This window comes from Streptomyces sp. NBC_00038, from assembly GCF_026343635.1.
Lineage (GTDB): Bacteria > Actinomycetota > Actinomycetes > Streptomycetales > Streptomycetaceae > Streptomyces.
Window position 1 is genome coordinate 5,953,607 of record NZ_JAPELQ010000001.1, and the last position, 19,765, is coordinate 5,973,371.

General features: G+C 71.7%; 20 protein-coding genes. 15 read left to right on the forward strand and 5 right to left on the reverse strand.

Annotated elements, in window-relative coordinates; translation table 11 throughout:
• Positions 1 to 78: 78 nt before the first annotated feature.
• Positions 79 to 1,509, forward strand: coding sequence for a hypothetical protein (locus tag OG219_RS26930; protein ID WP_266830614.1), 1,431 nt, complete (start codon positions 79 to 81; stop codon positions 1,507 to 1,509).
• Between the two features lie 111 nt (positions 1,510 to 1,620).
• Here the strand turns inward: OG219_RS26930 and OG219_RS26935 are convergent, their stop codons facing one another.
• Positions 1,621 to 2,901 carry a PH domain-containing protein gene (locus tag OG219_RS26935; protein ID WP_266836243.1) on the reverse strand — a complete coding sequence of 427 codons (1,281 nt, stop codon included), beginning with the start codon at positions 2,899 to 2,901 and terminating at the stop codon, positions 1,621 to 1,623.
• A gap of 107 nt (positions 2,902 to 3,008) precedes the next feature.
• Positions 3,009 to 3,512 (reverse strand): PH domain-containing protein, encoded by a 504-nt coding sequence (locus OG219_RS26940; RefSeq protein WP_266830616.1) that lies wholly within the window; start codon positions 3,510 to 3,512, stop codon positions 3,009 to 3,011.
• Positions 3,513 to 3,543: 31 nt separating this feature from the next.
• On the opposite strand from OG219_RS26940, the gene OG219_RS26945 reads away from it, so the two are divergent.
• Entirely contained in the window at positions 3,544 to 4,695 is a 1,152-nt protein-coding gene (locus OG219_RS26945) for an NADH-quinone oxidoreductase subunit D (protein WP_266830618.1), read from the forward strand.
• Here OG219_RS26945 and OG219_RS26950 read toward each other — a convergent pair.
• Complete coding sequence (locus tag OG219_RS26950) at positions 4,660 to 5,739, reverse strand: SAM-dependent methyltransferase (RefSeq protein WP_266836244.1); 1,080 nt, start codon at positions 5,737 to 5,739, stop codon at positions 4,660 to 4,662. The two genes, OG219_RS26945 and OG219_RS26950, sit on opposite strands and share 36 nt — an antisense overlap.
• A 386-nt stretch (positions 5,740 to 6,125) precedes the next feature.
• On the opposite strand from OG219_RS26950, the gene OG219_RS26955 reads away from it, so the two are divergent.
• From OG219_RS26955 to OG219_RS26965, 3 genes are all read left to right on the forward strand, one after another.
• Positions 6,126 to 7,331, forward strand: coding sequence for a sensor histidine kinase (locus OG219_RS26955; RefSeq protein ID WP_266830620.1), 1,206 nt, complete (start codon positions 6,126 to 6,128; stop codon positions 7,329 to 7,331).
• A 78-nt stretch (positions 7,332 to 7,409) separates the two neighbouring features.
• Positions 7,410 to 8,081 carry a response regulator transcription factor gene (locus tag OG219_RS26960; RefSeq protein WP_266830622.1) on the forward strand — a complete coding sequence of 224 codons (672 nt, stop codon included), beginning with the start codon at positions 7,410 to 7,412 and terminating at the stop codon, positions 8,079 to 8,081.
• Between the two features lie 58 nt (positions 8,082 to 8,139).
• Positions 8,140 to 8,772, forward strand: a complete 633-nt coding sequence (locus tag OG219_RS26965; RefSeq protein WP_266830624.1) for an AAA family ATPase — start codon at positions 8,140 to 8,142, stop codon at positions 8,770 to 8,772.
• 184 nt (positions 8,773 to 8,956) lie between these two features.
• On the opposite strand, the gene OG219_RS26970 is transcribed toward OG219_RS26965, so the two are convergent.
• The gene (locus tag OG219_RS26970; protein WP_266830626.1) at positions 8,957 to 10,063 is read right to left on the reverse strand and encodes a DUF5937 family protein; all 1,107 of its coding nucleotides are present in this window, start codon (positions 10,061 to 10,063) and stop codon (positions 8,957 to 8,959) included.
• A gap of 158 nt (positions 10,064 to 10,221) precedes the next feature.
• Between OG219_RS26970 and OG219_RS26975 the strand changes: the two genes are divergently transcribed.
• Positions 10,222 to 10,425, forward strand: coding sequence for a hypothetical protein (locus OG219_RS26975; protein WP_266830628.1), 204 nt, complete (start codon positions 10,222 to 10,224; stop codon positions 10,423 to 10,425).
• A gap of 7 nt (positions 10,426 to 10,432) precedes the next feature.
• Here the strand turns inward: OG219_RS26975 and OG219_RS26980 are convergent, their stop codons facing one another.
• Positions 10,433 to 11,620, reverse strand: a complete 1,188-nt coding sequence (locus OG219_RS26980; RefSeq protein WP_266830630.1) for a low specificity L-threonine aldolase — start codon at positions 11,618 to 11,620, stop codon at positions 10,433 to 10,435.
• 185 nt (positions 11,621 to 11,805) lie between these two features.
• Here OG219_RS26980 and OG219_RS26985 point away from each other — a divergent pair, with 185 nt between their 5' ends.
• From OG219_RS26985 to OG219_RS27025, 9 genes are all read left to right on the forward strand, one after another.
• A complete protein-coding gene (locus OG219_RS26985; RefSeq protein WP_266830632.1) occupies positions 11,806 to 12,738 on the forward strand; it encodes a Rossmann-like and DUF2520 domain-containing protein in 933 nt (310 codons plus the stop codon).
• The gene (panC, locus tag OG219_RS26990; protein ID WP_266830634.1) at positions 12,735 to 13,727 is read left to right on the forward strand and encodes a pantoate--beta-alanine ligase; all 993 of its coding nucleotides are present in this window, start codon (positions 12,735 to 12,737) and stop codon (positions 13,725 to 13,727) included. The genes OG219_RS26985 and panC overlap by 4 nt, the downstream gene beginning before the upstream one ends.
• A complete protein-coding gene (locus tag OG219_RS26995; RefSeq protein ID WP_266830636.1) occupies positions 13,724 to 15,502 on the forward strand; it encodes an L-aspartate oxidase in 1,779 nt (592 codons plus the stop codon). Before panC ends, OG219_RS26995 begins: the two co-directional genes overlap by 4 nt.
• Positions 15,503 to 15,507: 5 nt before the next feature.
• On the forward strand, positions 15,508 to 16,500 hold the full coding sequence (gene nadC, locus OG219_RS27000; protein ID WP_266836245.1) for a carboxylating nicotinate-nucleotide diphosphorylase: 993 nt from the start codon (positions 15,508 to 15,510) through the stop codon (positions 16,498 to 16,500).
• Positions 16,501 to 16,505: 5 nt separating this feature from the next.
• Positions 16,506 to 17,303 carry a type III pantothenate kinase gene (locus tag OG219_RS27005; protein WP_266456992.1) on the forward strand — a complete coding sequence of 266 codons (798 nt, stop codon included), beginning with the start codon at positions 16,506 to 16,508 and terminating at the stop codon, positions 17,301 to 17,303.
• A gap of 336 nt (positions 17,304 to 17,639) precedes the next feature.
• Positions 17,640 to 18,239 carry a hypothetical protein gene (locus OG219_RS27010; protein ID WP_266836246.1) on the forward strand — a complete coding sequence of 200 codons (600 nt, stop codon included), beginning with the start codon at positions 17,640 to 17,642 and terminating at the stop codon, positions 18,237 to 18,239.
• Between the two features lie 13 nt (positions 18,240 to 18,252).
• Complete coding sequence (locus tag OG219_RS27015; RefSeq protein ID WP_266830639.1) at positions 18,253 to 18,432, forward strand: hypothetical protein; 180 nt, start codon at positions 18,253 to 18,255, stop codon at positions 18,430 to 18,432.
• A 112-nt stretch (positions 18,433 to 18,544) separates the two neighbouring features.
• On the forward strand, positions 18,545 to 18,961 hold the full coding sequence (locus tag OG219_RS27020) for a BlaI/MecI/CopY family transcriptional regulator (protein ID WP_266830641.1): 417 nt from the start codon (positions 18,545 to 18,547) through the stop codon (positions 18,959 to 18,961).
• Between the two features lie 9 nt (positions 18,962 to 18,970).
• Positions 18,971 to 19,540, forward strand: a complete 570-nt coding sequence (locus OG219_RS27025; protein WP_266830643.1) for an amino-acid N-acetyltransferase — start codon at positions 18,971 to 18,973, stop codon at positions 19,538 to 19,540.
• Positions 19,541 to 19,765: the final 225 nt, after the last annotated feature.

The following is a 19,765-nucleotide window of genomic DNA, read 5'->3' on the forward strand; positions in this document are numbered from 1 at the left end:
CGTGTGAACGCTGCGAGGTGGCTGTGTTTTTACCGGGCGGGGCTCCAAGATTCGCCTACGCGCGGTAAGTTTCTGGCCATGCCACGTGGACGTCACCGTCATTCCCCGCCTCTGCACAGGCTGCTGCCTCCTTCGGCGATCGCCGGCGTCTCGCTCGTCTGCGCCGCGGGGCCCTGGCTGTTCACGGAAACGGCGGTGCTCCGCGGCCTGGCCGCGGGTGCCGCGGTGACGGCGGTCCTCGGCGCGGTCGTCATGCGCCGCTGGGACTCGTCCGCGGGCAAACAGGTCGCGGACCTCACGCGCGCGCGTGCAAGCGACGAGTGGCGTTACGAGGAGCGCGTCGCCGAACTGGAGACCGACCTCGACGAGTCCCGTGAACTGCGCGTCAAGCTGGAGCACAAGCTGCGCGCGAAGCGGACCGAGCTGGCGGGCCTGCGCAACGAACACGCGGCGCTGCTGAGGCGGTACGCCACCGCGGAGACGGAGCGGGCGAGCGCCCTGGAGGGGCGCCGACTGCTCGCGATAGAGACGACGGCGCCCGCTCGCGCGCTGCCTGCCGCGCTGACGGCTGCTTCGGAGGAGCCGGAGGTTTCTGAGGAACCCGAGGCGTCCGAGGTGGTTTCACCCGGATCCGACGCGGACACGGACGCCGTCGAGGCGGTCGAGGCAACGGTTGTTCAGAAGTCTCCCGAGGTCTTCTCCCCGGCCGGGTCGTCGCTCTTCCTGCGGGCCTACGCGGCGCTGAACCGGATCTCGAACATCGCTCCGGAGCCGGACGGATCGGCACCGAGCGATCCGGTGAAGTCCGATCCGGTGAAGACCGAGTCGGTGCAGGCCGGTTCCGCGGAGGCCGAGGCGAGCGCGTCCGACGGCGCCGCCGCGGAGGAGGGCGAGGCCGAGGGGAAGCCCGAGGCGGTCGGCGGTCATGAGCGCGCGGCCGCCGAGACGAAGCCCTCCCAGTCCTCGTCCCCTCAGGACCTGTCGCAGGACCCGTCGCAGGAACCGTCCTCCAAGTCGCCCCAGAGCCCGGACCCCGCGGATCCCGAAGACCCTGTGGACCCGCAGCCCTCGCATCCCGCGGATCACTCGCACCCGGCGAAGCCCTCTGCCCACTCGGCCCCGGCGGAGCCCTCGAATCTCCCGGCCCCCGCGAAGCCGCCGAAGCCCGTCAAGCCGGTGAAGCCCTCCCCGTCCTCGGGGCACTTCACCGTGCCGACCGCGGTGGCCGTCGTACCGGCAGCGCCCGTGCGGCGTCCGTCGGTCGAGGGCGGCTTCGACTTCTTCGGTACGCAGCAGGAGCCGTCGGCGACCGCGCTGGAGGCCGTACAGAACGAGGACCTCGCGGACGTGGTCGGCCAGGAGGCGCTCGCTCTTCACAAGGCCGAGGCCGAGGCCGGCTTCAAGCCGGCGGACGAGGACTCCCGCGGAGTCGGCCAGGTCATCGACCTGACCGTCCACGACGAGACCGAGCGGATCGACGTGGCGGAGCTGCGGAGCGCGGTTTCCTGACCCGGCGGCCCCAGAACGCGGAACGCGCAGAACGCAGAACGTGAGGGCGGTGGCACAAGCCACCGCCCGCCCTCACGTCACGTCACGTCACGTCCTGCGCCCCAAGTCCACTCACGCCATCCACCGATCCGGCCGGGCCTCCCGCCGCCCCGTCCGTGACCGGTCCGCCTGGGACTCCAGCAGCTCCGCCGCCTCGGAGGCGTCCCGCAGCCGCGCCGTCACCGTCTTGTTGGCCCCCGTGTCCACATGGACGTCGGCGAGCCGCTTGAAGCGCGCCCAGGGCCCCTGCTCGAGCCGTACGCTCTGGACCTTCGCGTGCGGCACCAGCGAGAGACTGCGGCGCAGCAGCCCGTGGCGGGCCACGAAGACGGTGTCGGTGACCGCGAGGCCGTAACCCCGCCACCAGAACGGCACGCACCATCCGGCCCGGCGCGGCGGCCGCGACAGCGGAGTCGGCACCGTCACCCCAGGCAGCACCCGCGCGATCACCGACTCGGCGACCTCGCGCGGAGCGACCGGCACGAGCACGGAGTTGGCGGACCCGGCCACGTCCAGCTCCACCCGTACCCACCCGCGCCGCCGCCACAGCAGCGGCTCCACGATCCGTACGGTCTGCACGCGCCCGGGCGGCACCGTCTCGTGCGTACGGTCCAGGAGCCCGTGGTCGATCCGGAGCCCGTCCGGAGACTCGCCCACCGTCCAGTCGTACTCGCTGACGAACCGCCCCAGGCTGCTAGCACCCGCCGCGCCGAGCAGCGGCAGAGCGGTCGCGAGGACCGTCCACACGCTGTGGGTCGCCCACCACAGCAGCGACGGTACGACGAGCGCGGCCGCCAGCGTGCCCCAGGTGGCGCCGGTCAGCACCAGGGAGACGGCGAGCTTGCCCGCGGGGACGTGCAGCAGCTGTCGTACCGGCGCCTCGCCGACCTCGTGTGCCGTCTCGGGGGCGAAACCGGCCGCGCGGGCGAGGAGTTCGGCGCGCAGGACACGGGCCTCGTCCTCACCCAGATATGCCAGTTCGTCCTTCTTGTCCGTCCCGATGACGTCGAGTTTGAGCTTGGCAACGCCGGCGACGCGCGCCAGCAGCGGCTGGGTGACGTCGACCGCCTGGAGCCGGTCGAGCCGGATGTGCGCGGTGCGCCGGAACAACAGGCCCGTACGGATGCGCAGTTCGGTGTCGGTCACCGCGAAGTGCGTGAACCACCAGGTCAGAAAGCCGTAGAGGGCGCCGCCCGTGACGGCCACGGCGAAGGCGAGCAGCAGCGTGGTCGCCGCGAGTTTGGCCAGCTGCTCCTGTGCCTGGTTGGGGTCGTGCACGGCCCACCCGGCGATCACCGCGATCGGCGCCCATGCGCGCCGCAGGGGCGTCACGGGGTGCAGGCGCCGCTCCAGGAGCGGTTTCGGCTCCTGTACGGGGTTGTCGGCGCCCGGAGTCCGTACGGCCTTGTCGGCGCCCGCGGTCGTGTTGTCCGCGCCGGGGGTCGCCGCGGAAGGCGTGCTCACAGGCCTGCCGATCGTGCCTCGCCCAGCTCGGTGAGCCGGTCGCGCAGCCGCTCGGCCTCGTCCGGGTCGAGACCGGGGATGCGCGCGTCGGTCGCCGCGGCCGCCGTGTGCAGCTGCACGCTCGCGAGCCCGAAGTGCCGCTCGACGGGCCCGGAGGTCACCTCGACCAGCTGCATCCGCCCGTACGGCACCACGGTCTCCTCACGCCACAGCACACCCTTGCTGATCAGCAGGTCGTCCGCGCGCTCGGCGTACCGCCAGGACTGCCAGTTGCGGCCCAGCATCCGCCAGCCCCACACCAGCAGAGCCAGCGGCAGCAGGGCGAACGAGGCCCAGACGAGCCCGGCGAACGTCTCGAGCACCAGCCCCACGACGATCGTCAGCAACCCCAGCCACACCACCAGCAACAGCCGTCGCATCCGCAGCAGCCCACGGGGCAGCCCGTTCCAGACCGGCTCGGTCGCCGAGTTTCCGGTGGTCTCCATGCTCCCCGTCTCCATGTGGCAAGCGTACGTACGAGAGACTGTGCCCATGACTCCCACGACGGAGACCATGGTCGGCATCGGCGGCGCCGCGGAGAGCACCGACATGGTGCTCAACATCGGGCCCCAGCACCCGTCCACGCACGGTGTACTGCGGTTGAAGCTCGTCCTGGACGGCGAGCGGATCCAGCACGCGGAGCCGGTCATCGGCTATATGCACCGCGGCGCGGAAAAGCTCTTCGAGGCGCGCGACTACCGCCAGATCATCATGCTCGCCAACCGCCACGACTGGCTCTCCGCCTTCGCGAACGAGCTGGGCGTCGTCCTCGCCGTGGAGCGGATGCTCGGCATGGAGGTCCCGGAACGAGCGGTCTGGACGCGCACGCTGCTCGCGGAGCTGAACCGGGTCCTGAACCACCTGATGTTCCTGGGCTCCTACCCCCTGGAGCTGGGCGGGATCACGCCGATCTTCTATGCCTTCACGGAGCGCGAGGAGCTCCAGCACGTCATGGAGGAGGTCTCCGGCGGGCGCATGCACTACATGTTCAACCGGGTCGGCGGCCTCAAGGAGGACCTTCCGGCCGGATGGACCACGCGCGCGCGTGCTTCCGTCGCGTCCCTGCGCTCCCGTATGGACCGGTTCGACGACCTGGTGCTCGGCAACGAGATCTTCCGGGGGCGCACGCGGGGCGTGGGGACGCTTTCGCCGGAGGCCGTGCACGCGTACGGCGTGAGCGGGCCGATCGCGCGCGCCTCCGGGGTCGACTTCGACCTGCGCCGCGACGAGCCGTATCTCGCGTACGGCGAGCTCCAGGACACCCTGAAGGTCGTCACACGCCAGGAGGGCGACTGCCTGGCCCGCTTCGAGTGCCTCCTGGAGCAGACCCACAACGCCCTCGACCTCGCGGACGCCTGCCTCGACCGGCTCGCGGACCTTCCGCCAGGACCGATCAACCAGCGGCTGCCCAAGGTCCTGAAGGCGCCCGAGGGCCACACGTACGCCTGGACCGAGAACCCCCTCGGCATCAACGGCTACTACCTGGTCAGCAAGGGCGAGAAGACCCCGTACCGGCTGAAGCTGCGCTCGGCCTCGTTCAACAACATCCAGGCGCTCACCGAACTGCTGCCGGGCACGTTGGTCGCGGACATGGTGGCGATCCTGGGGTCACTGTTCTTCGTGGTCGGGGACATCGACAAGTAGGCCACTGGACGGCCAGTCTGGAATTCCAACCGGCTGGAGCAGCCAGCCGAAGTCGCCCAGGCCGCCTGGCGCGGTCAGTTCGGCCGCCGCGCCGGCGCTCGCGAGGGCACGTACGTATGCGGCGGGGTCCGTGGACGCGAGCGTGAGCGCTGGGCGTGCGCCGCTCACGCCCAGCGCGCGCAGCGCGTTCCGCTGGGTGACCACGCGCCCCCCGGGTAGCGCGCGCTCTCCGGACGCGGTACGCGCCCCGGACACCGCGCATGCGTCGAGCGCCACGTGCGCGGTGATGTCGCACGAGCCGTCCGGGACGGGCACCGTCTCCCGGCCGTCCCGGAAGCCGGTGAGCGTCCCGAACGGGGGCCGTGCGCCGGCGACGTGCGCGTAGTCGACGGCCACGGCGAGGCCGCGTCCGAGGGAGGCGACCGCGGAGGCCCAGGCGGCATCCCTGGGGAGCCCGATCTCGGCACGAGCTCCATCGGAGGGCACTCGGGCTTCTTCGGAGGACACAGGGGTTCCTTCGGAGGCCACGCCGGCTCCTTCGGAGGACAGCGGCCACCACTTCCGCAGCCACTCCGCTTCCGCACCCGAGACGGGCGCCCCGAGGCGTTCGGTGCCGTCCCGTCGTACGAGGACCACGCGCGCCACGCCCTCCGAGTCCACCTCGGCGACCTCCAGCGGCACGTTGTCCAGCCACTCGTTGGCGAACAGCAGCCCGGTGACGCCCTGCGGGGGCTCCGTGAGCCACTCGATCCGGTGATCAAGACCGGCGGGGCGGGCGGCGCGTTCGACGGCGTACCCGCGCGCGCGGGAGGCCACTTCGGCGGGGAGTGCGGCGAGGACGGCGGTCACCAGCTCACCGCGGCCCGCCGCCATGTCGACGAAGGCGAGCGGGGCCGGGCGGTCGAGGGCCTCGTCGACGCGGCACAGCAGCCGGGCGACGGCCTGCGCGAAGAGCGGGGAGGCGTGCACCGAGGTGCGGAAGTGACCCGCGGGCCCCTCGGGCCTGCGATAGAAGCCGTCGGGCCCGTACAGCGACTCCTCCATCGCCTCGCGCCAACCCCGGAACCCGTCCGTTTCCTCACGTCTCACCGGGCCAGGCTAGGACCTGTCCGGCGGATCAGGCCGGAGGGAAGCAACGGCGCCGTGTAAGCCGAGGTGAGCGGGGTCTGGTGCGTGCAGCTGCAAGGCGGAGGAGGGAGTCGACGCGATGGGGGTCCCCCCGCTCGAGCGAAGTCGAGAGTGGGGGAGTCGGCGACTGACGACAACGCGGCAGATGTGCGTGCCAGACCCCGCGTCTCCGGCATGATCCGCTGGACAGGTCCTAGGCGGCGCGGACAACCGAGCCTCCACCTTGGGGAGTACGCGCGGCGGCCAGGGATCGATCCTCCGGTTGACCCCTGCACACTGCACGCTTCCCTACTCTGGGTTACGTGCAGCGCCTCTATGACTTTCTCCGCAGGCACCCGACATGGGTCGACACCTTCTGGGCCGTCGTCCTGCTCGGGATCACCGGCGTGAGTCTCAGCAGTGTCACCGGGGGGCAGGAGAACCACGGGTCGCCCGCCGTGGCTCTCCCGATCGCCGTCGTCCTGTGCCTGGTCGTCGCGCTGCGCCGCCGGATGCCCGAGAAGATGCTGCTGCTGGCCGCCCTGATGGGCGTCGTGCAGCTGATCGCCGACGTCGAGGTGATTCCCGCCGACTTCGCGATGATGGTGATCATCTACACCGTCGCCGCGGACGGCGCCCGCTGGGCCTCACGCCTGGGGCTGATCGGCGGCCTGTGCGCGGGCACCTTCTCGCAGATCCGCTGGCCCCAGACGGACACGAGCGCACTGGGTGTCGTCCTGATAGCCGTCTTCCAGACGGTGCCCTTCGCGCTCGCCTGGGTGCTCGGCGACTCCATCCGCACCCGCCGTGCCTACCTTGCCCAGCTCGAGGAGCGCGCCGCCCGTCTGGAGAAGGAGCGCGAGGCGCAGTCCAAGGTCGCCGTCGCCGCCGAGCGAGCCCGGATCGCCCGCGAACTGCACGACGTCGTCGCGCACAACGTCTCGGTGATGGTGGTCCAGGCCGACGGCGCCGCCTACGTCATGGACACCGCCCCCGAGCAGGCCAGGAAGGCCCTGGAGACCATCTCCGGAACCGGCCGCCAGGCCCTCGCCGAGATGCGCCGCCTGCTCGGCGTACTGCGCACCGGCGAGCACCAGGAGGTCGGCGAGTACGTGCCGCAGCCCGACGTCGAGCAGCTCGCCGACCTCATCGAGCAGTGCCGCACCTCGGGCCTCCCCGTCGACTTCAAGGTGGAGGGCACCCCGCGCCCCCTCCCCAGCGGCGTGGAACTCACGGCGTACCGCATCGTGCAGGAGGCGCTCACCAACACGCGCAAGCACGGGGGCCCGAACACGGGCGCCAGCGTGCGCCTGGTCTACTTCGACGACGGCCTCGGACTCCTGGTCGAGGACGACGGCAAGGGCGCGCCCCACGAGCTGTACGAGGAGGGGGGCGCCGACGGGCAGGGACACGGTCTGATCGGTATGCGCGAGCGCGTCGGCATGGTCGGCGGCACGCTGGACGCGGGGCCGCGTCCGGGCGGAGGCTTCCGGATCAGCGCCCTGCTCCCGCTCAAGCCCGCTCACTGACACCTGTAACGCCCGCTTAGCGCCCCCGCTTTTTTGACTTGGCCGGATTTTGACTCAGACGGAACGGAAGAGACCCCGATGGCGATCCGCGTGATGCTCGTCGACGACCAGGTGCTGCTGCGCACCGGTTTCCGGATGGTGCTCGACGCCCAGCCGGACATGGAGGTCGTGGCCGAGGCGGGCGACGGCGTGGAGGCTCTCCAGGTGCTGCGCGCGACCGAGGTCGACGTCGTGCTGATGGACGTACGCATGCCGAAGCTGGACGGCGTCGAGGCGACCCGCCGCATCTGCTCGGACCCCAACCCGCCGAAGGTGCTGATCCTCACCACCTTCGACCTCGACGAGTACGCCTTCTCCGGGCTGAAGGCCGGCGCCTCCGGCTTCATGCTCAAGGACGTGCCGCCCGCCGAGCTCCTCACCGCCATCCGCTCCGTGCACAGCGGCGACGCCGTGGTCGCGCCCTCCACCACCCGGCGCCTGCTCGACCGGTTCGCGCCGCTGCTGCCGCACGCGGGCAAGGAGCCCCAGCACAAGGAGCTGGAGCGGCTCACCGGCCGCGAGCGCGAGGTCATGATCCTGGTCGCGCAGGGCCTCTCCAACGGGGAGATCGCGGCCCGCCTCGTGCTCTCCGAGGCGACCGTGAAGACGCACGTGGGCCGCATCCTGACGAAGCTGGGGCTGCGCGACCGGGTCCAGGTGGTCGTCCTCGCGTACGAGACGGGGCTGGTGCGGGCGGGCGGGCACGGCTGACGGTGTGGACGCCGGGGGGCGTGACCGGCGCGTGACCGGCGCCCACTAGGGTCTGCGCATGCTCCTGTGGATCAACGGCCCCTTCGGGGGCGGCAAGACACAGACCGCACACGAGATCCAGCGACGGCTGCCCGGCAGCGTCGTCTGCGACCCGGAACACGCAGGCTTCGGTCTGCGCCGCATGCTGCCGCCCGAACTGCGGGGCGACTTCCAGGACTTGGCGTCCTGGCGGCAGGGCGTCGTCGAGGTGCTCGACCTCGCCCTCAGCAAGCAGGACGGCGTCGTGATCGCCCCCATGACGGTCACCAACCCCCTCTACTTCGAGGAGACCGTCGGACGGCTGCGCGAACTGGGCCACGACGTACGCCACTTCGCGCTCCTCGCCGAACGCGAGACCGTACTGAAGCGGCTCCGCGAGCGCGGCTTCGGACACCTCCTCCAGTACGTCGCCGGCAAGGACGCCCCGCTGCGCCGCGAGAGTTGGGCCGTGCAGCAGCTCGACGACTGCCTGGAGCGGCTGCGCGAGCCGGAGTTCGCCGAGCACCTGTGGACCGACCACACGACGGTCGCCAAGACGGCGGACCGGATCGCGGTCCTGGCGGGCCTCACCCTCACACCCAACCGGGACGGGGCGGTGCGGGGGCGACTTCGCCGGGCGTGGACGAGCGTGCGGCACATCCGGTTCGACTGAGGGTCAGTGACTGGCGGTGCGACCGTGCCCGCCGCGGGCGCTGAGCGGGCCTGGCGAAGTCCGGTGCGGTTCGGCAGCGCCCCAAAGGGGCGCGGGGAACTGCGCGACCAGCCACGACGGACCCGCAGACGACACCCGCAGACGACGGACCCGCAGACGACGCAACCGGAATCCAGCGAAGCGCTCAGCGCAGGATCCCCTCCAAGAAGTCGCTCCCCAGCCGAGCCACCACAGTGACGTCCAGTTGGTGCAGTACATACCGGCCCCGGCGCCGCGTGGTGATCAGGCCCGCCTTCTTGAGCACGCTCAGATGCCGGGATATCTCCGGAGCACTCATCCCGTGGACCTGCGCCAGCTCGCCCGTGGTGTACGCGCTGCGGGCCAGGTGGCGGCAGATCCGCATCCGGACCGGGTGGGACAGCGCGGTCATCCGCAGGGTCAGCTGCTCGACCGAGGGCGGGGCGGCGAGCTCGGGCGAGCTGATCGGGTAGTGCAGCACCGGCTGCCACCGGTACCGGTGCAGCACCAGGAGGTGCGGCCAGCCGAGACTGGTGGGCACGAGCAGGAGCCCGCCGTCCGCGGTGACCGTGCGGCCCTCGGCCAGCTTGTCGACGGTGAGCCGCCCGGCCGCCTCGTCCAGCGTCAGAGCGGAGGACGCCGAGGCCAGCGCCGCGCCAAGGCCTTTGTGCCGGAGCAGGTCCGTCTTGTGCCGGGCGTCCGCCGCGAGCTGGTGGCGCAGCCGGGACCAGGCCTCGGCGAAGAAGGCCTCGTCGCAGTCCTCCAGGAACCGCCTCAGCCAGGCCCGGACGCTCGGTGGATCGTCGAGCAGCCGCGCGGTGAACCGCGCCTGCTGCGGCCCGCGCGAGGCGGCCAGGTCCACCGCGCGGCGGCGCACCTGAGGGTCGGCGAGCGCGTCGGGTCCGTGCGAGTCGTACGCCAGCGCGCACGTGAACTCCAGGGCGGCGTCCACGAACTGCTCGTCCGACAGCTTGTCCAGCAGATCCAAGTCCTCGGCGAGCGTCGCGCCCGGCAGCGTGGTCCCGCCCGGAATCCCGGCGGCGGGCAGGAACAGGTCCGAGAACGTCGTCCGCCAGAGGAAGTCCGCCTCGCACATCCGGTCCGCGAGATCGGGCTCGAGGCGTGCGGTCACCCCCGTCGCCCAGCCCTGCAGCCCGGGGTGGTGCCCCGACTCGGAGAGGGCGTGCAGCGCCATCCCGAGCTCGGCCAGCGGCGACGGCACGACGGCGATGTCCTCCCGCCGCAGCCCGGTGATGTCGATGTGCACGCTCATGACCTCATGGTGCACCCGGCCACTGACAACGCCGTCGTCGATTGACTGCGCCCGTCAATCGAGGCGACGTATGGCGTGAGCAGGCGCAGGCTGGGATGACCGGGGCACACCGCGCGGGGCCTACGGATCCCATTCCCCGTCCCGAGAGGCGATCCGCCATGAGCATCACCCAGCAGTACCTCCTCGACACCTACCGGGCCCGGCAGCACGGCGAGCCCGCCCCTCCGGCACCCGGCACGCACGACCGGCAGGTCGTACGCGAGCTGCGCGACTACCGGCGCTTCCGCGCGGTCGTGGCGGAGCGCCCGGCCCATGGGCGGATACGAGGAGCCCTGGGCCGGTGGCTGCACCCCCGTTGGTGACCGGCGGTCAGCGGGGCAGCCGCTCCACGAAGTCCCGGACGGCCGCCTTGACGTCCTCGGCCGTCCACTCCAGGCCCGGCGCCGCCACCGTGACCTCGGTGTACGCCAGTCCCGGGCCGCCACGCAGCCAGCCCTGCGCGAACAGGCCGGTCTTCGTCTCCTCGGTCTGCCGCAACCCGGTGTCCCCGAGGACGTCGGGGTCGTACGGCAGCCAGATCTGGAACTGGTGGGTGTGCGGTACCTCGGGGTGGACGCGTGCCCAGGGGACCCCGGCCTCCGTGAACCCCTCGTGCAGGGCGGCGGCGACCACGCGCGCGTGGGCCACGTATTCCGGCAGCCGGGGCAGCTCCCGCTCCAGACCGATGAGCGCCGCCAGTACGGTCGGGAACTGCTGGAGGACCATGCCGCCGTACCGGTGCCGCCAGGTCTTCGCCTCGTCGATCAGCGTCTGCGGGCCCGCGATCGCCGCCCCGCCGAATCCGCCGAGCGACTTGTAGAACGACACGTAGACGCTGTCCGCGAGGCCCGCGATCTCGTCCAGGGGGCGGCCCAGGTGCGTGGTGCACTCCCACAGCCGGGCCCCGTCGAAGTGGACCACCGCGTCACGTTCCCGCGCGGCTTCGACGGTCTCGGAAAGCTCCTCCCAGGAGGGCAGCAGGAAACCGGCGTCCCTGAGCGGCAGTTCGAGCATCAGCGCGCCGAAGGGCTCCGGGAAATCGCGTATCTCCTCGGCGGTCGGCAGCCGGGGCTCGTCCGTCACATGGACCGGGCGCAAGCCGCTGACCTGGCTGAACGCATGCCGCTCATGGACCTCTGGATGGCTGAGCGGATGCATGGCGACGGTCGGGTTCCCGGTGCGGCCCGCCCAGCAGCGCAGGGCGATCTGCTGGGCCATGGTGCCGGTGGGGAAGAAGGCGGCGGCCTCCTTGCCGAGCAGGCCCGCGACCCGCTCCTCCAGGGTCTCCACCAGCCGGTCGCCGTACATGTCGACCGGCTGGTCGAGGTCGTACACGCCCTCGGCCCCCTCGTTCAGCCACGCCAACCGGTCGCGGACCGTGTTCTGGTGGCTGGGGCGCCACAACACCCGCCGCGCCGCCCGCCAGGCGGCAACGCGCCGCTCCCGCTTCTGGTCGGCCGTCTCGTCCGAGGCCTGCTCGGCCGCGTCTTCCACCGCTTCTTCCGCCGCATCGCTCATCCCTGGATGATGCCGCGCGAGGGTTGGCCGCGACACCTCGATTTCCGCGCCCTCGCGACCTGCGGAAACCCACAGCCTGTGGACAACGAAAACGGCCCTGGAACCAATCGCGTTAACATGACGAGAAATCGTTCGGTACATCGTCCGGTACCCAGAGCGGACTGGAACGGGAAGGCCGCCGTCGAGTGAGTACATTCCAACAGCCGGATCCCAGGGACCGCCCCGCGCGGCTCAACGTCGGCGTCGTCGGCGCAGGCCGCGTGGGCCCCGCCCTCGCCGCGGCTCTCCAGCTCGCCGGGCACCGCCCGGTGGCCGTCTCCGGAGTCTCCGAGGCCTCCGTACGGAGGGCCGCGCAGCTGCTGCCCGACGTGCCGCTGGTGACCCCGGCCCAGGTCATGGAGCGGTCGGATCTGGTGCTGCTGACCGTCCCGGACGACGCCCTGCCGGGCCTCGTGGAGGGGCTCGCCGAGACCGGGGCCGTGCGGCCCGGACAGCTGCTCGTGCACACCTCCGGACGGTACGGCGCGCGAGTGCTCGACCCGGCGCTCAGGGCGGGCGCGCTGCCGCTCGCGCTGCACCCCGCGATGACGTTCACCGGCACCGCCGTGGACGTACAGCGGCTCGTCGGCTGCTCCTTCGGAGTCACCGCGCCCGCGGAGCTGCGGCTCGCGGCCGAGGCCCTGGTGATCGAGATGGGCGGCGAGCCCGAGTGGATCGCCGAGGAGAACCGGCCGCTCTACCACGCGGCCCTCGCGCTCGGCGCCAACCACCTGGTGACCCTGGTCGCCGAGTCCATGGAACTGCTGCGCGCCGCAGGCGTGGAGGCCCCCGACCGGATGCTGGGCCCGCTCCTCGGCGCCGCCCTGGACAACGCCCTCAGGTCGGGCGACGCGGCCCTCACCGGGCCCGTCGCACGCGGGGACGCGGGCACGGTCGCCGCGCACGTCGCGGAGCTGCGCAAGCACGCCCCGGGGACCGTCGCCGGCTACCTCGCGATGGCCCGCGCGACCGCCGACCGCGCGCTCGCCCACGGGCTGCTCAAGCCGGAACTCGCCGAGGACCTCCTGGGCGTACTCGCCGACGGCGCGCCCCTGCCGGACGACGGGAGCGACCGATGACCACCGCCCTCCTGCGCACCGCCGACGAACTGCACGCGCGCGTACGCGACGGCCGCCGAGCCGTCGTCATGACCATGGGCGCCCTGCACGAGGGCCACGCCACGCTGATCCGCACCGCCCGCGAGATCGCCGGCGCAGAGGGCGAAGTGGTCGTCACCGTCTTCGTGAACCCCCTCCAGTTCGGCAAGGGCGAGGACCTCGACCGCTATCCGCGCACCCTCGACGCCGACCTCAAGATCGCCGAAGAGGCGGGCGCGGACGCCGTGTTCGCCCCCTCCGTGGACGAGGTCTACCCGGGCGGCGAACCCCAGGTCCGCATCAGCGCGGGCCCCATGGGCGGGCTCCTCGAAGGAGCCACCCGCCCCGGGCACTTCGACGGCATGCTCACCGTCGTCGCCAAACTGCTGCACCTCACCCGGCCCGACATGGCTCTCTTCGGGCAGAAGGACGCCCAGCAGCTGGCCCTGATCCGGCGCATGGCGCGCGACCTGAACTTCGGCGTGGAGATCGTCGGCGTACCCACCGTGCGCGAGGAGGACGGGCTCGCCCTCTCCAGCCGCAACCGCTACCTCTCGCCCCAGGAGCGGCGCACGGCGCTCGCGCTCTCGGGGGCCCTGTTCGCGGGCCGCGACCGGCACGCCGCCCAGGAGGCCCTGCGCGCGCGTGCCCGTGAAGTGCCCGCCACGCGCGCGCGTGCCGAGGCCCTCAGCGCGATCGGCGAGTCCCGCGCGGCGGCCGACGCGCACGCGGTCGCGAAGTCCGTCCCCGGCGGTCCCGCCGGCGTCCGCGCCACGGCCCGGCTCGTTCTCGACGAGGCGGCGCGCATGCAGCCCCCGCTGGCCCTGGACTACCTGGCCCTGGTCGATCCGTCCGACTTCACCGAGGTCGGCGAGGACTTCACCGGCGAGGCGGTCCTCGCCGTCGCCGCCCGGGTCGGGACGACCCGCCTGATCGACAACATCCCCCTCATCTTCGGAGCCGCCCCGTGACCGGCAAAGGCACAGGTACGGGTACAGGTGCAGGTACGAGCACCGGTACCGGCATACGACTGCACGCCCCCGCCCCCGGCTGGGCCCTCACCGCCGACGTCGTGGTCGTCGGCTCCGGCGTCGCGGGCCTGACCACCGCGCTCCGCTGCGAGGCCGCGGGCCTGCGGACCGTCGTCGTCACCAAGGCCCGCCTGGACGACGGCTCCACGCGCTGGGCGCAGGGCGGCATCGCCGCGGCCCTCGGCGAGGGCGACACCCCCGAGCAGCACCTGGACGACACCCTGGTGGCGGGCGCGGGCCTGTGCGACGAGGAGGCCGTACGCATCCTCGTCACCGAGGGCCCCGACGCCGTACGCCGCCTCATCGCGACCGGCGCCCACTTCGACGAGTCCGCCGGAGGCGACCTGGAACTGACCCGCGAGGGCGGTCACCACAGGCGCCGCATCGCGCACGCCGGCGGCGACGCGACCGGCGCCGAGATCTCCCGGGCGCTCGTCGAGGCGGTACGCGCGCGTGGCCTCCGTACCGTCGAGAACGCGCTCGTCCTGGACCTCCTCACGGACGCCGACGGCCGCACCGCGGGCGTGACCCTGCACGTCATGGGAGAGGGCCAGCACGACGGCGTGGGCGCCGTGCACGCCCCCACCGTGGTCCTCGCGACCGGCGGCATGGGCCAGGTCTTCTCGGCGACCACCAACCCGTCCGTGTCGACGGGGGACGGAGTGGCGCTCGCCCTGCGCGCCGGCGCCGAGGTCTCCGACCTCGAATTCGTGCAGTTCCACCCGACCGTGCTCTTCCTGGGCGCGGACGCGGAGGGCCAGCAGCCGCTCGTCTCCGAGGCGGTACGCGGCGAGGGCGCCCACCTGGTCGACGCGGACGGCGTGCGCTTCATGGTGGGCCAGCACGAGCTGGCCGAGCTGGCGCCCCGGGACATCGTCGCCAAGGGCATCATGCGCCGCATGCAGGAGCAGGACGCCGAGCACATGTTCCTCGACGCCAGGCACTTCGGCGCCGACATGTGGGAGCACCGCTTCCCGACGATCCTGGCCGCCTGCCGCGCCCACGGCATCGACCCGGTGACCGAGCCAGTCCCCGTGGCCCCGGCCGCCCACTACGCCTCCGGAGGGGTCCGCACGGACGCCCGGGGCCGCACCACGGTGCCGGGCCTGTACGCGTGCGGCGAGGTCGCCTGCACCGGCGTGCACGGCGCGAACCGGCTCGCCTCCAACTCCCTCCTGGAGGGCCTGGTCTACGCCGAGCGCATAGCGGCGGACATACCCACCCGTCACGAGGAGAACCGCCTCCACGCGCGCGTGCCGGAACCGGTCCCGCACCCCGAGAAACCCGCGCACCCGCTGCTCGCCCCGGAGGCCCGGTTCGCGATCCAGCGGATCATGACGGACGGCGCGGGTGTCCTGCGCTCGGCCGAGTCCCTCGCCACCGCCGCCGAGCGGCTCCAGCGGCTGCACACCGACGCCCGCGACGCCCTCGACGAGAACGGCAAGACCGCCGAGCCCGGCGTCGACACCTGGGAGGCCACCAACCTCCTGTGCGTGGCCCGCGTCCTCGTCACCGCCGCCCACCTCCGCGAGGAGACCCGCGGCTGCCACTGGCGCGAGGACCACGCCGACCGGGACGACACGGACTGGCGCCGCCACATCGTCGTACGGCTGAATCCCGACCGGACGCTCGCCGTACACACCACAGACACCGCAGACTTCCCCCCGACCCGGCAGAACCGCCAGGATCGCCGGCCCCGTCCCCAGGAGCAGTGACCGAAGTGAGCACCCCCGACCTTCCCCTCGTCCAGAGCGGCGGCTGCGGCGACGGCTGCGGCTGCGGCGCCGACGCGGACGAGACGTACCTGGAGTGCGGCCTCGACCCCGCGCTCGCCCAGCTCCTCGCCGAGTCGGGACTCGACCCCCTGGAGGTCGAGGACATCGCGAACGTGGCCATCCAGGAGGACCTCGACCACGGCGTGGACGTGACGACCGTCGCGACCATCCCCGAGGACGCCGTCTCCACCGCCGACTTCACCGCCCGCGACGCCGGTGTCGTCGCGGGCCTGCGGGTGGCCGAGGCGGTCATCTCCGTGGTCTGCACGGACGAGTTCGCGGTCGAGCGGCACGTCGAGGACGGCGACCGGGTGGAGGCGGGCCAGAAGCTCCTGACCGTCACCACGCTCACCCGTGACCTCCTGACGGCCGAGCGCAGCGCGCTGAACCTCCTGTGCCGCCTGTCCGGCATCGCGACCGCCACGCGCGCGTGGGCGGACGCCTTGGAGGGCACCAAGGCCCGTGTGCGGGACACCCGCAAGACGACGCCGGGCCTGCGCTCCCTGGAGAAGTTCGCGGTGCGCTGCGGCGGCGGCGTCAACCACCGCATGTCCCTCTCGGACGCGGCACTGGTCAAGGACAACCACGTGGTCGCGGCGGGCGGCGTGGCACAGGCCTTCAAGGCCGTACGCGAGGCCTTCCCGGATGTGCCGATCGAGGTCGAGGTCGACACCCTTGACCAGCTCCGCGAGGTCCTGGACTCGGGCGCCGATCTGATCCTTCTGGACAACTTCACGCCCGTCGAGTGCGAGGAGGCCGTCGCGCTCGTCGACGGCCGCGCGCTCCTGGAGGCCTCGGGCCGCCTCACCCTGGGCAACGCCGAGGCGTACGCCAAGACGGGCGTCGACTTCCTGGCGGTGGGCGCCCTCACGCACTCCTCGCCGATCCTGGACATCGGCCTGGACCTGCGCGAAGCGTCGACGGACGAGGCGGCGTAGGACCCATGCTGCTCACGATCGACGTCGGCAACACGCACACCGTCCTCGGCCTCTTCGACGGGGAGGAGATCGTCGAGCACTGGCGCATCTCCACGGACGCCCGCCGCACGGCCGATGAGCTCGCCGTGCTCCTCCAGGGCCTGATGGGCATGCACCCGCTCCTGGGCGAGGAACTCGGCGACGGCATCGACGGCATCGCCATCTGCTCCACGGTCCCGTCCGTCCTGCACGAGCTGCGGGAGGTGACGCGCCGCTACTACGGCGACGTGCCCGCCGTGCTGGTCGAACCCGGCATCAAGACCGGCGTCCCGATCCTGATGGACAACCCCAAGGAGGTCGGCGCCGACCGCATCATCAACGCGGTGGCGGCGGTCGAGCTCTACGGGGGGCCGGCGATCGTCGTGGACTTCGGTACGGCGACGACGTTCGACGCGGTGTCCGCGCGCGGCGAGTACGCGGGTGGTGTGATCGCTCCGGGCATCGAGATCTCGGTCGAGGCGCTCGGCGTCAAGGGCGCCCAGCTCCGCAAGATCGAGATCGCCCGCCCGCGGACCGTCATCGGCAAGAACACCGTCGAGGCCATGCAGTCGGGCATCATCTACGGCTTCGCCGGCCAGGTCGACGGCGTCGTCAACCGCATGGCCCGCGAGCTCGCCGACGATCCCGACGACGTCACCGTCATCGCCACGGGCGGCCTGGCGCCGATGGTTCTCGGCGAGGCGTCGGTCATCGACGAGCACGAGCCGTGGCTGACGCTGATCGGGCTGCGGCTGGTGTACGAGCGGAACGTGTCGCGTACGTAGTGCCTGCGGCCGAGCCGCTGTCGGGTTTTTTCGCCCCCTCCGCCCCTACCCGTCCCGTACCTGGGGGCTGCCGCCCCCAGACCCCCGTATCGCGCTGACGCGCTCGCCCTCGAACGCCGGACGGACTGAAACGGCCGCCCCCGCGGGTGGGTGGGGGATCGGGATGGCGCCGCCTCGTCCTCAAACGCCGGATGGGCTGAAGATTCCTCTCCCGGCCCGGGCTGAAGACTGCAGCCCCGGCCAGGGGAGGCGCGCCACACCCACGCCTTATGCGCGTTTTGTCTGATTAGCGCGTATCGTCGCCGCATGCCCACGCCATACGGATCCCGCGGCGGCATGGCGTTCGGTGCGGAGGAGCTGCGTGTGCTCCGTCGCGCTCTCGCCCTCGCCCTTCACCCCAGCCCCGTCTCGGCCGAGGACGTCCAGGACTGTCTCCGTCTCGCAGAGTCCGTCGACGAGGCGGCCCGCGAGGGAGCCAGGCTCCGGGCCTTCCTGGTGGCCGACCTCGCCCGCTACCGGGCCGCGCTGCCCGGCACCGCGGCCGGCTACCTCCTGCTCCTGGAGGAGGCGCTCGGCAGCGGCTACCGCCCGAACCCCGACGACCTCGCCGCTCTCCGGGCCCTGCGCGGCAACCCCGCCGCGGCCACCCTCCTGGACCGCTGCCGCATGCTCGCCGAGCAGGACGTACGCGCCCGCCTGTCCGCCCTCGCCGTCCCGCCGTCCCGCACCCGCCTCCTCGCCCTCCCCGGCGGCCTGGCCTCGGAGGAGGGCGCCAAGAAACCCGCGGAGAAACCGGCCACCGGCCCAGGGTCCCGGCCTCCGGCCAAGACCCCGAGCCCGGATCGCCCCATCCCCACCCCGGGCGAGGTCTTCCCCCCGAAGCGCAAACCCGCACCACCACCGGCGAACCCCCCTCAACAGCTCGCGGCGGGGTAGCTACGCTGGGGGCATGGACTATGTCTCCGCGCTCGTGCCCCCCGTAGTGATGGCCGCGTTCTTCATCGGGCTGATCGTGACGATCGTGAAGAGCCAGGGCGGGGCCAACAAGGCCAAGGAGGACGGGGTCGTCGACGCCGCCCTCGCGCGCGCGGAGAGCGCCCGTCAGGCCTCCCGGGACACCGAGAACTGAACACCCGGCCCACACCGGGACAACTCATCGGCGTACGACTCATACGTTTTTCGAGTCGTACGCCCTTTTTGTTGCCGATCTCCCACTATTGTTCTGAGCTGTGCCTCGCCCATTGGGAGAACTCGAAGACTCGGTCATGACGCGGGTGTGGAAGTGGAACCGCCCGGTGACCGTTCGAGAAGTCCTGGAAGACCTTCAGCAGGAACGGTCCATCGCCTACACCACGGTGATGACCGTTTTGGACAATCTCCATCAGAAGGGCTGGGTGCGCCGCGAAGCCGAAGGCCGGGCCTATCGATATGAGGCGGTCTCCACACGTGCCGCCTACGCGGCGGCGTTGATGAACGACGCCTGGTCACAGAGCGACAACCCGGCGGCCGCTCTCGTCGCGTTCTTCGGCATGATGAGCGAGGAACAGCGACATGCGCTGCGCGACGCCGTGCGTATGGTCCAAGGACCGGAAACGCCCGAGGCGGAGAAGTCGCCCGGCGAGAACCCCGGCTCCGACCGGGACGACAGCGGGCGATAGCGTCCGCTCATGCCAGCAGAGCATCCCGCGGAGCTTCCGGCGAAGCCTCCGTCAGAACTCCCCGTAGCCGTCTCGAAAGCCATCACCGTCCGGCGGGCCAGGACCAGCGATGTCCCGGCCGTGCGCCGGCTCCTTGACGCGAACGTCCGGCGCCGCATCCTGCTCGACAAAGCGACGGTGACGCTTTACGAGGACATCCAGGAGTTCTGGGTCGCGGAACGGGACGACAACGCCGAGGTGGTCGGCTGCGGTGCGCTGCACGTGATGTGGGAAGACCTCGCGGAAGTCCGCACTCTCGCCGTGAACCCCGTGGTCAAGGGTGCCGGTGTCGGTCATCAGTTGCTGGAGAAGTTGCTGCAGACCGCCCGCTGGCTCGGCGTTCGACGCGTTTTCTGTCTGACCTTCGAAGTGGACTTCTTCGCGAAGCACGGCTTCGTGGAGATCGGTGAGACACCCGTTGACACCGATGTCTACGCCGAGCTACTGCGTTCCTATGACGAGGGCGTGGCGGAGTTCCTCGGTCTCGAACGAGTGAAACCGAACACCTTGGGCAACAGCCGGATGCTTCTGCATCTGTGATCGCCGACAACTATTCCGGTTTGAACGCCCTGCCCAGGTTCCCTATGTCCGAAACGCGCACGTTTCCGGTCTACCACTGCCCTGTCGGTCTCCTCCAGGGGTTTGTGTTTTTCCAGCAAAAGCGGTTTGCTTTCCGACGTACTGCAGTACTGCATATAACAGGGGCCGTGAAACAGCGGCAGACGCTGTAGTCCCTCGGCCCTGAAGTTATCGATGAAAGGAAAT

What these genes read in the sequence shown, in the direction of transcription:
- OG219_RS26930 (WP_266830614.1), top strand. Translation starts at nt 79, where the DNA reads ATGCCACGTGGACGTCACCGTCATTCCCCGCCTCTGCACAGGCTGCTG.
- OG219_RS26940 (WP_266830616.1), bottom strand. Translation starts at nt 3,512, where the DNA reads ATGGAGACGGGGAGCATGGAGACCACCGGAAACTCGGCGACCGAGCCG.
- OG219_RS26945 (WP_266830618.1), top strand. Translation starts at nt 3,544, where the DNA reads ATGACTCCCACGACGGAGACCATGGTCGGCATCGGCGGCGCCGCGGAG.
- OG219_RS26950 (WP_266836244.1), bottom strand. Translation starts at nt 5,739, where the DNA reads ATGGAGGAGTCGCTGTACGGGCCCGACGGCTTCTATCGCAGGCCCGAG.
- OG219_RS26960 (WP_266830622.1), top strand. Translation starts at nt 7,410, where the DNA reads ATGGCGATCCGCGTGATGCTCGTCGACGACCAGGTGCTGCTGCGCACC.
- OG219_RS26965 (WP_266830624.1), top strand. Translation starts at nt 8,140, where the DNA reads ATGCTCCTGTGGATCAACGGCCCCTTCGGGGGCGGCAAGACACAGACC.
- OG219_RS26970 (WP_266830626.1), bottom strand. Translation starts at nt 10,063, where the DNA reads ATGAGCGTGCACATCGACATCACCGGGCTGCGGCGGGAGGACATCGCC.
- OG219_RS26975 (WP_266830628.1), top strand. Translation starts at nt 10,222, where the DNA reads ATGAGCATCACCCAGCAGTACCTCCTCGACACCTACCGGGCCCGGCAG.
- OG219_RS26980 (WP_266830630.1), bottom strand. Translation starts at nt 11,620, where the DNA reads ATGAGCGATGCGGCGGAAGAAGCGGTGGAAGACGCGGCCGAGCAGGCC.
- panC (WP_266830634.1), top strand. Translation starts at nt 12,735, where the DNA reads ATGACCACCGCCCTCCTGCGCACCGCCGACGAACTGCACGCGCGCGTA.
- OG219_RS27005 (WP_266456992.1), top strand. Translation starts at nt 16,506, where the DNA reads ATGCTGCTCACGATCGACGTCGGCAACACGCACACCGTCCTCGGCCTC.
- OG219_RS27010 (WP_266836246.1), top strand. Translation starts at nt 17,640, where the DNA reads ATGGCGTTCGGTGCGGAGGAGCTGCGTGTGCTCCGTCGCGCTCTCGCC.
- OG219_RS27015 (WP_266830639.1), top strand. Translation starts at nt 18,253, where the DNA reads ATGGACTATGTCTCCGCGCTCGTGCCCCCCGTAGTGATGGCCGCGTTC.
- OG219_RS27025 (WP_266830643.1), top strand. Translation starts at nt 18,971, where the DNA reads ATGCCAGCAGAGCATCCCGCGGAGCTTCCGGCGAAGCCTCCGTCAGAA.